13 protein-coding genes are annotated in these 14806 nt (G+C 41.6%); 7 read left to right on the forward strand and 6 right to left on the reverse strand.

Annotated features, from left to right (window positions below; all coding sequences use genetic code 11):
- Positions 1 to 14 precede the first annotated feature (14 nt).
- The 4 genes from odhB to sucD all read left to right on the forward strand — a co-directional run bounded on the left by odhB (position 15) and on the right by sucD (position 4969).
- Positions 15 to 1229, forward strand: a complete 1215-nt coding sequence (gene odhB / locus FTU66_RS00630) for a 2-oxoglutarate dehydrogenase complex dihydrolipoyllysine-residue succinyltransferase (protein ID WP_004972191.1) — start codon at positions 15 to 17, stop codon at positions 1227 to 1229.
- Positions 1230 to 1289: 60 nt separating this feature from the next.
- Positions 1290 to 2723 carry a dihydrolipoyl dehydrogenase gene (gene lpdA / locus FTU66_RS00635; protein ID WP_004972188.1) on the forward strand — a complete coding sequence of 478 codons (1434 nt, stop codon included), beginning with the start codon at positions 1290 to 1292 and terminating at the stop codon, positions 2721 to 2723.
- 174 nt (positions 2724 to 2897) lie between these two features.
- On the forward strand, positions 2898 to 4064 hold the full coding sequence (gene sucC, locus FTU66_RS00640) for an ADP-forming succinate--CoA ligase subunit beta (protein WP_070153939.1): 1167 nt from the start codon (positions 2898 to 2900) through the stop codon (positions 4062 to 4064).
- Positions 4065 to 4075: 11 nt separating this feature from the next.
- Entirely contained in the window at positions 4076 to 4969 is an 894-nt protein-coding gene (gene sucD, locus FTU66_RS00645; RefSeq protein ID WP_136144279.1) for a succinate--CoA ligase subunit alpha, read from the forward strand.
- 591 nt (positions 4970 to 5560) lie between these two features.
- Here sucD and trpS read toward each other — a convergent pair.
- Complete coding sequence (trpS, locus tag FTU66_RS00650) at positions 5561 to 6574, reverse strand: tryptophan--tRNA ligase (RefSeq protein ID WP_004972183.1); 1014 nt, start codon at positions 6572 to 6574, stop codon at positions 5561 to 5563.
- 191 nt (positions 6575 to 6765) lie between these two features.
- Here trpS and FTU66_RS00655 point away from each other — a divergent pair, with 191 nt between their 5' ends.
- The 3 genes from FTU66_RS00655 to FTU66_RS00665 all read left to right on the forward strand — a co-directional run bounded on the left by FTU66_RS00655 (position 6766) and on the right by FTU66_RS00665 (position 9096).
- A complete protein-coding gene (locus tag FTU66_RS00655) occupies positions 6766 to 7695 on the forward strand; it encodes a DUF808 domain-containing protein (protein WP_180112156.1) in 930 nt (309 codons plus the stop codon).
- Positions 7696 to 7765: 70 nt separating this feature from the next.
- Complete coding sequence (locus FTU66_RS00660; RefSeq protein WP_168418047.1) at positions 7766 to 8671, forward strand: neutral zinc metallopeptidase; 906 nt, start codon at positions 7766 to 7768, stop codon at positions 8669 to 8671.
- An 86-nt stretch (positions 8672 to 8757) separates the two neighbouring features.
- Positions 8758 to 9096, forward strand: coding sequence for an MGMT family protein (locus tag FTU66_RS00665; protein ID WP_180112157.1), 339 nt, complete (start codon positions 8758 to 8760; stop codon positions 9094 to 9096).
- 183 nt (positions 9097 to 9279) lie between these two features.
- Here the strand turns inward: FTU66_RS00665 and FTU66_RS00670 are convergent, their stop codons facing one another.
- The 5 genes from FTU66_RS00670 to carB form a co-directional block, all read right to left on the reverse strand.
- Positions 9280 to 9720, reverse strand: a complete 441-nt coding sequence (locus tag FTU66_RS00670; RefSeq protein WP_180112158.1) for a universal stress protein — start codon at positions 9718 to 9720, stop codon at positions 9280 to 9282.
- Between the two features lie 189 nt (positions 9721 to 9909).
- The gene (locus FTU66_RS00675; protein WP_180112159.1) at positions 9910 to 10548 is read right to left on the reverse strand and encodes a CatB-related O-acetyltransferase; all 639 of its coding nucleotides are present in this window, start codon (positions 10546 to 10548) and stop codon (positions 9910 to 9912) included.
- A 135-nt stretch (positions 10549 to 10683) separates the two neighbouring features.
- Positions 10684 to 10986 carry a hypothetical protein gene (locus FTU66_RS00680; RefSeq protein ID WP_257222025.1) on the reverse strand — a complete coding sequence of 101 codons (303 nt, stop codon included), beginning with the start codon at positions 10984 to 10986 and terminating at the stop codon, positions 10684 to 10686.
- A 25-nt stretch (positions 10987 to 11011) separates the two neighbouring features.
- Positions 11012 to 11488, reverse strand: coding sequence for a transcription elongation factor GreA (gene greA / locus FTU66_RS00685; RefSeq protein ID WP_004972169.1), 477 nt, complete (start codon positions 11486 to 11488; stop codon positions 11012 to 11014).
- Between the two features lie 82 nt (positions 11489 to 11570).
- Complete coding sequence (gene carB, locus FTU66_RS00690; protein WP_180112160.1) at positions 11571 to 14801, reverse strand: carbamoyl-phosphate synthase large subunit; 3231 nt, start codon at positions 14799 to 14801, stop codon at positions 11571 to 11573.
- Positions 14802 to 14806 lie beyond the last annotated feature (5 nt).

The following is a 14806-nucleotide window of genomic DNA, read 5'->3' on the forward strand; positions in this document are numbered from 1 at the left end:
GGAGATTCGAAGTAATGGCAACCGAAATTAAAGCACCGGTATTTCCAGAGTCAGTTGCAGACGGTACGATTGCAACTTGGCACAAACAACCAGGTGAAGCAGTTTCACGTGATGAAGTGATCTGTGATATTGAAACCGATAAAGTTGTTTTGGAAGTAGTCGCTCCTGCTGATGGCACAATCTCTGCAATCATCAAAAACGAAGGCGATACAGTTCTTTCTGACGAAGTAATTGCTCAATTTGAAGCGGGTGCTGTTTCTGGCGCTGCTCAAACTCAAGCAGTTCAGTCTGAAGCACAAGTAGAGCAAGCTGCGGCGAAAACTGAAGCAGGCGCTGCGCCAGTTGTTGAGCGTGCCCAACCAGTTGCTGACCAAGCACCAGCAGTACGTAAAGCGTTGACTGAAACAGGTATCAATGCTGCAGACGTTTCTGGTACAGGTCGTGGTGGTCGTATCACTAAAGAAGATGTTGCAAATCATCAAGCTAAACCTGCTGCTGCAGCTGCGCCATTAAGCGTTGCGGTAGGTGAGCGTATCGAGAAACGTGTTCCTATGACACGTTTACGTAAGCGTGTTGCAGAGCGTTTACTTGCAGCGACTCAAGAAACTGCAATGTTGACAACATTCAACGAAGTGAACATGAAGCCAATCATGGAAATGCGTGCACAATACAAAGACGCATTTGAGAAACGCCATGGTGCACGTTTAGGCTTTATGTCTTTCTTCGTAAAAGCTGCAACTGAAGCATTGAAACGTTACCCAGCAGTAAACGCTTCTATTGATGGTGAAGATATCGTATATCACGGTTACTACGACATCGGTGTAGCCGTTTCTTCTGACCGTGGTTTAGTGGTTCCTGTATTACGTGATACAGACCGCATGAACTATGCTGAAGTTGAAAACGGTATTCGTGACTATGCTTACAAAGCACGTGACGGTAAGCTTGGTATTGAAGATATGACTGGCGGTACATTCACCATTACTAACGGTGGTACTTTCGGTTCATTGTTATCTACACCAATTCTAAACACGCCACAAACTGCAATTTTGGGCATGCACAAAATCCAAGAGCGTCCTATGGCGGTAAATGGTCAAGTTGAAATCTTGCCAATGATGTACTTAGCGCTTTCTTATGACCACCGTTTAATTGATGGTAAAGAAGCTGTAGGTTTCCTTGTAACAATCAAAGAATTGTTAGAAGAGCCAGCTAAACTCATCCTTGACCTTTAATTCTAAAGAATAAATCAGTGGGCTTGGAGCGATCCTCTAAGCCCATTTTTGGAGATAAAAATGTCTCAACAATTTGATCTTGTTGTTATTGGCGGTGGCCCAGGTGGTTATGAAGCGGCAATTCGTGCGGCTCAACTTGGCTTTAAAGTTGCGTGTATCGAAAAACGTATTCACAAAGGTAAACCATCTTTGGGTGGTACATGCTTAAACGTGGGCTGTATCCCATCTAAAGCATTACTTGATTCTTCACATCGTTATGAAGATACGGTTCATCACTTGGCTGATCATGGTATCACTACAGGGGAAGTACAGTTTGACCTTGCGAAGCTATTAGCACGTAAAGACAAAATCGTTGACCAATTAACTGGCGGTATTGATCAGTTATTAAAAGGTAACGGTGTTGAGTGGTTAAAAGGTACGGGTAAATTGCTTGCAGGTAAAAAAGTTGAGTTCGTTTCTCATGAAGGCGAAACTCAAGTTTTAGAGCCTAAGTATGTGATTCTTGCGACTGGTTCAGTTCCTGTAAATATTCCTGTTGCTCCTGTAGATCAAGACATTATTGTTGATTCTACTGGTGCATTAGAATTCCCAGAAGTGCCTAAGCGTTTAGGTGTGATTGGTGCAGGCGTAATTGGTCTTGAACTTGGTTCAGTATGGCGTCGTCTAGGTGCAGAAGTTGTTGTATTTGAAGCAATGGATGCATTCTTACCAATGGCTGACAAAGCTTTGGCAAAAGACTACCAAAAACTATTGACCAAGCAAGGTATGGATATCCGTATCGGTGCGAAAGTTTCAGGTACTGAAGTTAATGGTCGTGAAGTGACTGTTAAATATACCCAAGGCGGCGAAGACAAAGAACAAACTTTCGATAAATTGATCGTTTGTGTAGGTCGTCGTGCTTATGCTGAAGGTTTATTGGCAGATGACTGCGGTATTAAACTGACTGAACGTGGTTTGGTTGAAGTAAACGATTGGTGTGCAACTTCTGTTGAAGGTGTATATGCAATTGGTGACTTGGTACGTGGTCCAATGCTTGCACACAAAGCAATGGAAGAAGGCGTAATGGCAGTTGAGCGTATTCATGGTCATGCTGCACAAGTCAACTACGACACAATCATTTCAGTAATCTACACACACCCTGAAGCGGCGTGGGTTGGTTTAACTGAAGAGCAAGCGAAAGAAAAAGGCCACGAAGTGAAAACTGGTCAATTCGGTTTCGCGGTAAATGGTCGTGCTTTAGCTGCAGGCGAAGGTGCTGGTTTCGTGAAGTTTGTTGCAGATGCAAAAACAGATCGTTTATTGGGTATGCACGTGATTGGCCCTGCTGCGTCTGACATCGTTCACCAAGGTATGATTGCACTTGAGTTTGTATCTTCAGTTGAAGATTTACAATTAATGACATTTGGTCACCCAACCTTCTCTGAAGTGGTGCATGAAGCCGCTTTAGCTGTAGATGGGCGTGCGATTCACGCGATTCAGCGTAAACGCAAATAAAACTAAAAAGAGCGGCTTAGGCCGCTCTTTTTGCATTTGATGGTTGTATTTATGGGAATAATCATCTAAAAGTAAAGAGCATAGGAAAAACACCACACAAGGAAAGCAATATTAAAACGCAGGTTTGATATTGGTGGTGATAACTGAATAAAAGAAGTAGTAAAAGGTTAGTCAATGAATCTACATGAGTATCAAGCAAAAGCGCTATTAAAAAAATATGGTATGCCAGTACAAGAAGGCATTTTGGCAACTACAGCCGTAGAAGCCGTGCAAGCTTTCGAGCAACTGGGCGGTAAATTTGCAGTGATGAAAGCTCAGGTGCATGCAGGTGGTCGCGGTAAAGCGGGCGGCGTGAAGGTCGTAAAATCTGCACAAGAAGCAGCAGACTATGCCAACCAAATTCTTGGAACACGTTTGGTAACCTATCAAACCGATGCCTATGGTCAGCCTGTAAACAGTATTTTAGTGGCTGAAGATGTTTATCCTGTAGAGCGTGAACTGTATTTGGGTGCAGTGGTAGATCGTTCTAGCCGTCGCGTCACTTTTATGGCATCTACTGAAGGTGGTGTTGAAATTGAGAAAGTGGCAGAAGAAACTCCAGAAAAAATTATTAAAGTAGAAGTTGATCCTTTGGTGGGTTTATTGCCATTTCAGGCACGTGAAGTGGCTTTTGCATTAAAACTCAAAGACAGTCAAATCACGCAGTTTGTGAAGATTATGACAGCGGCTTATCAGGCATTTATCGACAATGATTTTGCCTTATTTGAAATTAACCCATTGTCTGTACGTGAAAATGGCGACATTTTATGTGTGGATGCCAAAGTTGGTATTGATTCTAATGCACTGTATCGTTTGCCAGAAGTCTTGGCACTGCGCGATAAAACACAAGAAAACGAACGTGAATTGCGTGCATCAGAATTTGACCTGAACTATGTTGCATTAGAAGGTAATATCGGTTGTATGGTGAATGGTGCAGGTTTAGCGATGGCGACTATGGATATTATTAAACTCTATGGTGGTCAGCCTGCGAACTTCTTGGATGTAGGTGGTGGTGCAACCAAAGAACGCGTAATTGAAGCCTTTAAAATTATTTTGGCAGATCACTCGGTTAAAGGCGTACTGATTAATATTTTTGGTGGAATTGTACGTTGTGACATGATTGCGGAAGCAATTATTGCAGCGGTTCAGGAAGTAAATGTGACGGTACCTGTAGTGGTTCGCCTAGAAGGGAACAACTCGGAACTTGGTGCAAAATTACTCGATGAATCAGGATTAAAACTTATTTCTGCAAACGGCTTGTCTGATGCCGCAGAAAAAATTGTTGCTGCAGTGAAAGCTTAAGGAGAATCAGGATGAGCGTATTAATTAATAAAGACACCAAAGTATTGGTACAAGGTTTCACTGGTAAAAATGGTACTTTTCACTCAGCACAAGCACTTGATTATGGAACTAAAGTGGTGGGTGGGGTAACGCCAGGAAAAGGTGGTCAAACCCATTTGGAATTACCTGTATTTAACACCATGAAAGAAGCTGTACGTGAAACAGGTGCAGATGCATCGGTGATTTATGTGCCTGCACCGTTTGTTTTAGATTCGATTGTAGAAGCAGTCGATTCTGGAGTAGGTTTGATTGTGGTGATTACGGAAGGTGTGCCAACCATCGACATGCTCAAAGCCAAGCGTTATTTAGAAACCAATGGCAATGGTACACGTTTGGTGGGACCAAACTGCCCAGGTGTGATTACACCAGGTGAATGTAAAATTGGCATCATGCCAGGGCATATTCATCAACCAGGACGAATTGGCATTATTTCACGTTCAGGTACTTTGACCTATGAAGCTGTGGCACAAACCACCAAATTAGGCTTAGGGCAATCGACTTGTATCGGGATTGGTGGTGACCCAATTCCAGGTATGAACCAAATTGATGCTTTAAAATTGTTCCAAGACGACCCAGACACCGATGCGATTGTTATGATTGGTGAAATTGGTGGTACGGCAGAAGAAGAAGCTGCGGAATATATCCAGTCGAATGTTAGCAAACCTGTGGTGGGTTATATTGCAGGAGTGACAGCACCTAAAGGTAAGCGTATGGGACATGCGGGTGCAATTATTTCAGGCGGTAAAGGCACTGCGGAAGAAAAATTTGCAGCCTTTGAGCGTGCTGGAATTGCTTATACGCGTAGCCCTGCTGAATTGGGTTCTACCATGTGGCAAGTATTAAAAGATCAAGGTTTGCTTAAATAACAAATTTTGAAGATCTTGATTTTATTCAGTACTCAATCCCCAATTTTGGGGATTTTTTATGTTGAAAAATTAGCCACATTTGAGAGATAAAGTATATGATAAGAGTTAATTTGGTATTGCTTTGTTGCATAAATATGTAAGCATCTGATTTAAATAAATTTAATTTTGTATCAAAAAATAATCAAAACTTTTAAATCATATAGTTATGAAATCTTTGTGCGACAAAGCCGTTCAAGTAGTTTTTGCATCTAGGGAAATGATTTTTTATTGTTGAACAAGCTGTATAAACAGCTGATTCAAATAAAAAAAATACGCAATGATTGGGGTGATCATTGCGTATGAAAACGAATCTGCTTTCACAGCTTCGATAACGGAGAAATGTTATGAAATTAGGATTACTCCTAAAGCATGTAAGTAAACTAAACTGAGAAGAAATACTAATCCGCAGTATTCAGGTTACGTGATGTTAAATCACGTAAGTAATAAGTGTTTTTTGTGAATCACGTCATCTTATGTTGATTTTTCACTCAAATAAAAAGTCTCTTATTCATGTGAATAAGAGACTTTAAAATATTTGTATCTACAAAATGCTTAGAAGCGGAATACACCCAAGCCAGCTTTCACTTCATCTAAAGTTTGCTGGGTAATATCACGGCATTTGTCGGTGCCTGTTTTCAAAATATCCATAATGTAGTCAGGATCTTTAGCAAGTTCGATACGACGTTCACGGATCGGCCCAATCAATTCTTTTAGAATGCCTTCCAAACGCTTTTTCACCGTACCATCGCCCAAACCACCACGACGATAATGCGCTTTCAGTTCTTCAAGTTCTTCTTTGTTGGTATCGAAGGCATCTAAATAAGTAAATACTACGTTGCCTTCAACCTGACCTGGGTCTTCGATACGCAGGTGATTTGGGTCGGTGTACATTGCATTGACAGCTTTTTTAATGTCTTTGTCTGTGGCATCTAACACAATGGTATTGCCCAGTGATTTTGACATTTTCGCTTTACCATCAAAACCAGGTAAACGTCCGACATTTGACAACAATGCCTGACATTCAGGTAGCAAGTCATGACCAATTTGACGATTCACCCGACGCACAATTTCATTGGTCTGTTCAATCATTGGAATTTGGTCTTCACCTACAGGAACGACCGTTGCTTTAAATGCAGTAATATCGGCTGCTTGAGCTACAGGGTAGCACAGGAAACCTGCAGGAATATCACGCTCAAAACCACGCATCTGAATTTCAGATTTAATGGTTGGGTTACGCTCCAAACGTGCCACAGTCACGAAGTTTAAATACAACATGGTGAGTTCGTTTAATGCAGGCAGGCAAGATTGCACGCAAATGGTGGTTTTTGTTGGATCAATCCCCACCGCTAAATAATCGGTTGCTACCTCAATAATATTACGACGGACTTTTTCAAAGTTATCGGCATTGTCAGTTAAGGCTTGAGCATCGGCAAGTAACAGATGTTGATGATGTGAGTCTTGTAAACCTACACGTGAACGTAAAGAACCCACAAAGTGACCTAAATGTAATTGTCCAGTTGGACGATCGCCTGTCAAAATCACAGGACGATTATCTTGATTACTCATTTTTTATTCCAAGTCGTATCTACGACATCTCTGTACCGATGAATTGCTACATTGTAAGGCATAACAATTTTCAATGTCACTTCCTTATATAAATTGAATTGAATTCGTTTAAAAAATTAATGAAGTAAATACAGAGTTTATTTACGTACAGTTTTAGAATAGATAGAAAATCGCATAAGGATAACAACGCAATGGCGAGCAGCTTATTACTTTTATTAGATGACATTGCAACCGTTTTAGATGATGTGGCAGTTATGAGCAAAATGGCTGCAAAAAAAACCGCAGGGGTTTTGGGCGATGATTTGGCGTTGAATGCGCAGCAAGTCAGTGGTGTACGTGCAGAGCGTGAGTTGCCTGTGGTATGGCGTGTGGCTAAAGGTTCATTCATCAATAAGCTAATTTTAGTACCGCTCGCGTTATTAATTAGTGTCGTTGCGCCGTGGTTAATCAATCCTTTATTGGTGGTTGGTGGTCTATTTTTAAGTTATGAAGGTGTGGAAAAAATCATGCACACCTTACAGCACAAAAAAGCAAAAACTGCCGCAGAAGCGCAATTAGAATTGATTCAGACTGAGCAAGACCTTGCTCGTTTTGAAAATGAAAAAATTAAAGGTGCAGTGCGTACTGACTTTATTCTATCGGCTGAAATTGTGGTGATTTCATTGGGTACAGTGGCAGCCGCTAGTTTTTTAACTAAAGTAACCGTCTTGAGTGTGATTGCCATTGCCATGACCGTTGGGGTTTATGGCTTAGTTGCATTTATTGTCAAAATTGATGACATTGGTTTACATCTGACTGAACAAGCATCTAATTTTAAACAACGTATTGGTCGTGGCTTATTGGCATTCGCCCCAATATTAATGAAAACCTTGTCAGTTGTTGGGACTGCTGCCATGTTTTTAGTGGGTGGTGGTATTATCAATCATGCTATTCCATTTGTGCACCATTTCACAGAAGATACAGTAGAGTATGTTCAAGACATCCCAACTATGGGCAGCATTGTAGGGGCTGTAACGCCAACCTTAATGAATTTTGCAGTGGGTATTTTAGCGGGTGTGTTGGTTGTGATTATGGTTACACTGATTCAAAAAGTATGGCCAAAGTCTAAACCGAGTCAATAAGACCTGCTTCAAGACTTAGACTATATTTAGAATGAACTATCATTCAAAAAATTGAGAAAGGATAAGAATAATGCGTTGGAAAGGTCGTCGAGTTAGTACGAATGTAGAAGACCGCCGTGGTGGCGGTGGAGCAAAAGCGGGCGGTATCAGTATCTTGGGCTTGGTGGTCGCCTTTGTTGCGTGGAAATTTTTTGGGGTCGATCCTCAATCTGCTTATCAGGCAACTAAGCAAGTCACCTCACATGCACAAAGTGCTGAAACCAAAGGTTTAGACAACCCAAGCCCTGAGCAGCAAGAAGCCATTGAGTTTGTGGGTACCGTTTTGGCAGATACTGAAGACACCTGGTCACAAGTGTTTCAGCAGCAATTAAATAGCCAATATATTCCACCTAAACTGGTGTTGTTTACGGGCGTGGTGAATTCGGGTTGTGGTACTGCACAATCTGCCATGGGGCCATTTTATTGCCCTGCCGATCAAAAAGTATATATTGATACTTCATTCTTCCAAGCCATGCGTCAGCAAATGGGGATTGGTGGAGAGCAAAATCAGACTGAACTTAGCCGAAACGATCAGGCTGGTGATTTTGCACAAGCTTACGTGGTGGCACATGAAGTTGGACATCATATTCAAACCATTTTAGGCATTTCTGAACAAGTGCATAAAGCACGTCAGCAAGTCAGTGACGTGCAGGGCAACCAGCTTTCAGTTCGTCAAGAATTACAGGCAGACTGTTTATCGGGTGTGTGGGCGCATCATAACCATCAACGTACTCAATTCTTAGAGCAGGGCGATATTGAAGAAGCGATGGACGCTGCACATAAAATTGGGGATGATTACTTGCAAAAACGTGCACGTGGACAAGTCGTACCAGACAGCTTCACGCATGGTACTAGTGCGCAGCGTGTACAATGGTTCCAAACAGGCTTAAAGTCAGGTTTGATTAACGATTGTGATACCTTTAATGCTGCAATTTGAGTGACTTAAACTTGTATGATTATGATAAAAGGAGTGATTGATTCACTCCTTTTTCTTTTTAACAATTGCAGGAAATCAGGCTGTTTATGAAGCCAAATAGAACGAGTACAAAACCCAGTGATGAATTAGCACGGCAGATTTTATCCGTGGTGTGTCTAATTCCTAAAGGGCATGTAGCGACTTATGGACAAGTGGCGGCATTGGCAGGTTTACCCAAACATGCGCGATTAGTGGGGTATGTCTTAAAGCATTTGTCGGCAGGTCATCAAGTCCCGTGGCATAGAGTGATTAATGCACAAGGCAAAATTAGCCTAAGTAAGTTGAATACTCAGGAAGAGAATGAGCAGGCATTAAAGTTAATGGCTGAAAACATAGTTGTGCTTGAAGGTAGAGTAAATTTAAAACAATACCAATGGCGAACTTGAGTCGTTGAAGAAACAAGAGGGAAGAAAACAAAGGTTAAGTAGATGATTTATTATGCCGTCAGGAAAGCGATTTAAGGAAATTGTTGAAATGAAAAACAGTATAGTTTTAAGTGCACGAAGATGTGAAAAAGAAAGGAAGAAGCGAAAAGTTCCCCATTTCCGTAGAAATGAGGAACAAGAAACTTATTGGCGTACCACAAGTACAGGTGTTGTGCCTTCGCTTAAAATGCTTTGAGCAACACTACCTAAGAATAATTTTTTCAAGCCAGTACGGCCATGAGAACCGATCACGATCAGGTCAGCATTTAACTCTTTCGCAGCATTGCTGATTTCACGTGCAATGACTTGACCTTCAAGTAATTTAGTTTCAGCTTCAACACCTTGCTCAGTGAATTTTTGTTTCGTTTCTTCTAAGGTTTTTACGATAGAAGCACGCGCACGTTCAATTAAGTCATTGGTTTGGTTTGCTGTGATGTATTCTGCAGCAATGTATGGGTCAAGAGTAAGTACTTGAACCACAGTAATTTTACTACCAAATGCTTTTGCAAGTTCAGCAGCTTTTGCAACAGCAGCAAAAGAAGTTTCAGAACCGTCCACTGGTACGAGGATGTTTTGGTAAGCCATGAGTGTTTCTCCTTATTGTAATTTCAATACTTTAATAAAATATTCGCTCTGAGTCCTGTCTTATCTTACGCTGAATTTATAGAGAATAAAACCCAGTAATTTCATAAAGATAATTGAGTGCTGTAAGTCCTTATTTCACCTTAATTTAGCATGAAATTATGACGCTGTGCTTGAAATTCAACTAAAGTTTTAGTCCTTATTGTTGTGCTGATTTTTAAAAAATTCCACCAGTTTTTTAACGTCATCTGTCTGCAATTGTTCTCGTATTTGTAGCAGATATTTTTCATCTAAATCATACAGTTTTAGTGCCAGAATGTCGGAAATTTCAGCTGCATTATAACGGTGTTTAATCACTTTAGCAGGTACGCCCGCCACAATGGCATAAGGTGGTACATCTTGCGTAACCACTGCACCTGTAGCCACAATTGCACCTTCGCCCAATTCAACGCCTTGCATAATCATGGCACGACTACCAATCCAGCAACCATCGCCAATTTTAGTATCACCTGCGGCAACAAAGCTGCGAGTATCAAACGGAAAAGCCGCAATCCAGTCACTGCGATGCAATTGATTGCCGCCCATCATAATCACACATTCCGCACCAAAGCAGACAAAATTACCAATATAGAGCTGATCAATTGGTTTTTCTGCTGTGGCGGGTTTGTCGTGCAAATAACGCACCACACAACGTTCAAAACCCTGATCCCAATAGGCTGAATAATAAGAGTAATTGCCTTTGATGTGGATGTTGGGGTTTTTCACAGTTTTGGAGATGAACTCAAATTCGCACCAGTGTTTAACAGGGGAATTAATCAGCGTTTCGGACATGGTTTTTTCGTGTGGAGAGATGAGGGGATTATATCTGAAATTTTGAACCTCTCCCTAGCCCTTTCCTAGAAGGAGAGGGAATGTTCAAAATATTAGTTGACCACTACACTTTAGTGATTTGAAAGCTTAAAGTATCTATCTTAAAAAATTCCACAAATACATAAAAACATTTTTAACACTGTTTGGAAATAAGAATCCCCAAATAGCAAAAAAGAGTGATGATGCCAATACGATACTGACAGGACTGGTTTGTGTATTGATAAAGAGTCCCCAGACTGGAATTAAAATCAGTCCTAACACAGCCCCAGAAAGCGCATAAACAAATGCATGAATGATGCGATTTTCCATCTTATTTTTCTCTATTTTTATCGCAGTATAATCTATAAGCTCGGCTGTATGATTTATAGGCAATAAAAAAAACCCCTCAAAGAGGGGCATCGCGTGTAGTCATCTTTATTAAAACTTAAAGATATTCTACATTTACAATTTCATATTCCACTTCGCCTTGCGGAGTGACAATTTTGGCTTCATCGCCTTCATTTTTGCCCAACAAACCGCGTGCAATAGGCGAATTCACTGAAATTTTATTGATTTTAAAATCAGCTTCATCATCACCTACAATTTTGTAGGTTTTTTGCTCTTCGGTGTCTAGGTTTTCAATGGTCACAGTCACACCAAAAACCACACGTCCGTTTTGTTCCAATTCTTTAACATCAATTACTTGGCAAGCGCCTAATTTACCTTCGATGTCTTGGATACGACCTTCGCAGAAACCTTGCTGTTCACGTGCGGCATGGTATTCAGCATTTTCTTTTAAATCGCCATGTTCACGCGCTTCTGCAATCGCTGCAGTAATACGTGGACGTTCAACCGATTTAAGTTGTTGTAATTCTTGCTCTAAAGCGTGTTTACCTTCAGGCGTCATAGGATAACGTTGCATGTTGTCCCTCTTTAAAAATATTGAAGTCTATAAATGAAAAAAGCCCGCCACCCGAAAGGTGACGGGACTTTATTGAAATGTATTAACCTACAGTAAGATCTTGCAGGCGATATACATCCATTGGTAATTTAATCGCTAAGGCTTGGCATACAGCATCTGCGCCATTCAAGGTCGTGGTGTAATACACTTTACCTTGCAATGCAGAACGACGGATTGAGAATGAATCCTGCTGAGCTTGTTTGCCTTCAGAAGTATTGATGATGAGGTGAATCTCACCATTTTTCAAGCGGTCTACAATGTGTGGGCGACCTTCAGTCACTTTATTCACACGTTCACACTCAATACCTGCATCGGTGATGACTTTATGCGTACCACCCGTTGCAACAAGTTTGAAGCCAAAATCAGCCAATTGTTTTGCAATACGCGCCACATGCGGTTTATCTGACTCACGTACAGATAAGAATGCATGTTTTACTTCGCCTTCAGTTGGGATTCCTGGTAAGCGATCATTCGAGCCTAACACAGCTTTATAGAATGCTTCACCAAAAGTTTTGCCCACACCCATCACTTCACCTGTAGATTTCATCTCAGGCCCAAGCACAGGGTCTACACCAGGGAACTTGTTGAATGGGAACACAGCTTCTTTCACAGAGAAGTGTTGCGGAATAATTTCTTTAGTAAAGCCTTGTGCTTCTAAAGATTGACCTGCCATACAACGTGCTGCAACTTTAGCCAATGATTCGCCAATACACTTAGAAACGAACGGAACAGTACGTGATGCACGTGGGTTCACTTCCAAGATATAAACGTCATTGCCTTTCACTGCAAACTGTACGTTCATTAGACCAATAACGCCCAACTCTTTTGCCATTGCAACAGTTTGACGACGCATTTCGTCCTGTACTTCATCTGACAATGAATAAGGTGGAATTGAACATGCTGAGTCGCCAGAGTGAATACCCGCTTGTTCGATGTGCTGCATAATACCGCCAATCACCACATCTTTACCGTCAGATACGCAGTCTACGTCAACTTCAATCGCATCATCCAAGAAACGGTCTAACAGTACAGGTGCATCGTTAGATGCTTGAACTGCATCACGCAAGTAGCGTTTCAATTCTTCTTCGTTATACACGATTTCCATTGCACGACCACCCAATACATAAGATGGACGAACAACGAGCGGGTAACCCACTTTCGCTGCTTCTGCGATACCTTCTTCAGCAGATTTTACAATGCTGTTGTTAGGCTGACGCAATTGCAGACGTTGAATCATTTGCTGGAAACGCTCACGGTCTTCTGCACGGTCAATTGCATCTGGTGATGTACCAATAATTGGCGCACCTGCCTCTTCTAAAGCGCGTGCCAATTTCAATGGAGTTTGACCACCGTACTGTACGATAATGCCTTTTGGCTTTTCAGTACGTACGATTTCAAGTACATCTTCCAAAGTAATTGGTTCAAAGTACAAACGGTCTGAAGTGTCGTAATCGGTAGATACTGTTTCAGGGTTACAGTTCACCATGATGGTCTCAAAACCATCTTCACGCATTGCAAGCGCAGCGTGTACACAGCAGTAATCGAATTCGATACCTTGACCGATACGGTTTGGACCACCGCCAATCACCATGATCTTGTCTTTCGCTGAAGGATTCGACTCACACTCTTCATCGTAAGTTGAATACATGTAAGCAGTGTCAGATTCAAACTCTGCAGCACAGGTATCTACACGTTTGTAAACTGGATATACACCCATGTTCCAACGTTGTTTACGGAATTGCTTTTGTGAAATGCCCATCAAGTTGGCAATACGTAAGTCAGATAAACCTTTGCGTTTAAATGAACGTACATTTTCAGCAGTTAAGTCACCAAAACCTAAAGATTTGATTTGTTCTTCAGTTTTAACAATGTCTTCAATCTGAACGAGGAACCATTTGTCAATTTTGGTCGCTTGGAATACGTCTTCTACAGAGAAGCCATGACGGAAAGCGTCTGCCACGTACCAAATACGCTCTGGGCCAGGAACTTTGAGTTCAACCAAAATTTTGTCACGTGCGCCTTCAGTACCCACTTCAATTTGTTCTTCAAAACCGCAAGAACCAGTTTCCAAACCACGAAGCGCTTTGTTGATCGACTCTTGGAAGTTACGGCCAATTGCCATCACTTCACCTACAGATTTCATCTGTGTGGTTAAAGTCGCATCTGCTTGTGGGAACTTTTCAAAGTTGAAACGTGGAACTTTAGTGACAACGTAGTCAATTGATGGTTCAAATGATGCAGGTGTTGTGCCGCCTGTGATGTCATTTTTCAATTCATCAAGGGTGTAGCCTACAGCCAGTTTTGCTGCAACTTTTGCAATAGGGAAACCAGTAGCTTTAGATGCAAGTGCAGATGAACGTGATACACGCGGGTTCATCTCAATCACAACCATACGGCCAGTATTCGGGCAAATACCGAACTGAACGTTAGAACCACCAGTTTCTACACCAATTTCACGCAGTACTGCTAAAGATGCATTACGCATCAATTGGTATTCTTTGTCAGTCAAGGTTTGCGCAGGAGCAACGGTAATTGAGTCACCTGTGTGTACGCCCATAGGGTCAAAGTTTTCGATTGAACATACGATGATACAGTTGTCGTTTTTGTCACGTACAACTTCCATCTCGTATTCTTTCCAACCAATGAGTGATTCATCAATCAATAACTGTTTGGTTGGAGAAAGATCGAAACCGCGTTCACAGATTTCAAGGAATTCTTCTTTGTTGTATGCGATACCGCCACCAGAACCACCCATCGTGAATGATGGACGAATAATCACAGGGAAGCCAAAGCGAGATTGAATCTCAAGGGCTTCTTCCATTGACTCAGCAATCGCAGCTTTTGGACATTCAAGACCAATTTTGCGCATTGCTTCATCAAACAATTTACGGTCTTCGGCTTTTTCAATCGCGTCTTTGGTTGCACCAATTAATTCAACATTGTATTTGGCTAAAATGCCGTTGGCATCTAATGCAAGTGCACAGTTCAACGCAGTTTGACCGCCCATGGTCGGAAGTACTGCATCTGGACGTTCTTTTTCAATGATCGCTGCAACAGTCTGCCATGTGATTGGCTCGATATAAGTTGCATCTGCCATTGCAGGGTCAGTCATGATGGTCGCAGGGTTCGAGTTTACCAAAATAACGCGGTAACCTTCTTCGCGCAGCGCTTTACATGCTTGAGCACCAGAATAGTCAAACTCACAGGCCTGACCAATAACAATAGGACCAGCACCAATAATTAAGATGCTTTTAATATCCGTACGTTTAGGCATTATTT

The organism is Acinetobacter sp. YH12131 (genome assembly GCF_013418635.1).
GTDB lineage: Bacteria > Pseudomonadota > Gammaproteobacteria > Pseudomonadales > Moraxellaceae > Acinetobacter > Acinetobacter towneri.

What these genes read in the sequence shown, in the direction of transcription:
- greA (WP_004972169.1), bottom strand. Translation starts at nt 11,488, where the DNA reads ATGCAACGTTATCCTATGACGCCTGAAGGTAAACACGCTTTAGAGCAA.
- carB (WP_180112160.1), bottom strand. Translation starts at nt 14,801, where the DNA reads ATGCCTAAACGTACGGATATTAAAAGCATCTTAATTATTGGTGCTGGT.
- FTU66_RS00660 (WP_168418047.1), top strand. Translation starts at nt 7,766, where the DNA reads ATGCGTTGGAAAGGTCGTCGAGTTAGTACGAATGTAGAAGACCGCCGT.
- FTU66_RS00670 (WP_180112158.1), bottom strand. Translation starts at nt 9,720, where the DNA reads ATGGCTTACCAAAACATCCTCGTACCAGTGGACGGTTCTGAAACTTCT.
- FTU66_RS00655 (WP_180112156.1), top strand. Translation starts at nt 6,766, where the DNA reads ATGGCGAGCAGCTTATTACTTTTATTAGATGACATTGCAACCGTTTTA.
- trpS (WP_004972183.1), bottom strand. Translation starts at nt 6,574, where the DNA reads ATGAGTAATCAAGATAATCGTCCTGTGATTTTGACAGGCGATCGTCCA.
- FTU66_RS00665 (WP_180112157.1), top strand. Translation starts at nt 8,758, where the DNA reads ATGAAGCCAAATAGAACGAGTACAAAACCCAGTGATGAATTAGCACGG.
- FTU66_RS00680 (WP_257222025.1), bottom strand. Translation starts at nt 10,986, where the DNA reads ATGCCCCTCTTTGAGGGGTTTTTTTTATTGCCTATAAATCATACAGCC.
- lpdA (WP_004972188.1), top strand. Translation starts at nt 1,290, where the DNA reads ATGTCTCAACAATTTGATCTTGTTGTTATTGGCGGTGGCCCAGGTGGT.
- FTU66_RS00675 (WP_180112159.1), bottom strand. Translation starts at nt 10,548, where the DNA reads ATGTCCGAAACGCTGATTAATTCCCCTGTTAAACACTGGTGCGAATTT.
- sucC (WP_070153939.1), top strand. Translation starts at nt 2,898, where the DNA reads ATGAATCTACATGAGTATCAAGCAAAAGCGCTATTAAAAAAATATGGT.
- odhB (WP_004972191.1), top strand. Translation starts at nt 15, where the DNA reads ATGGCAACCGAAATTAAAGCACCGGTATTTCCAGAGTCAGTTGCAGAC.
- sucD (WP_136144279.1), top strand. Translation starts at nt 4,076, where the DNA reads ATGAGCGTATTAATTAATAAAGACACCAAAGTATTGGTACAAGGTTTC.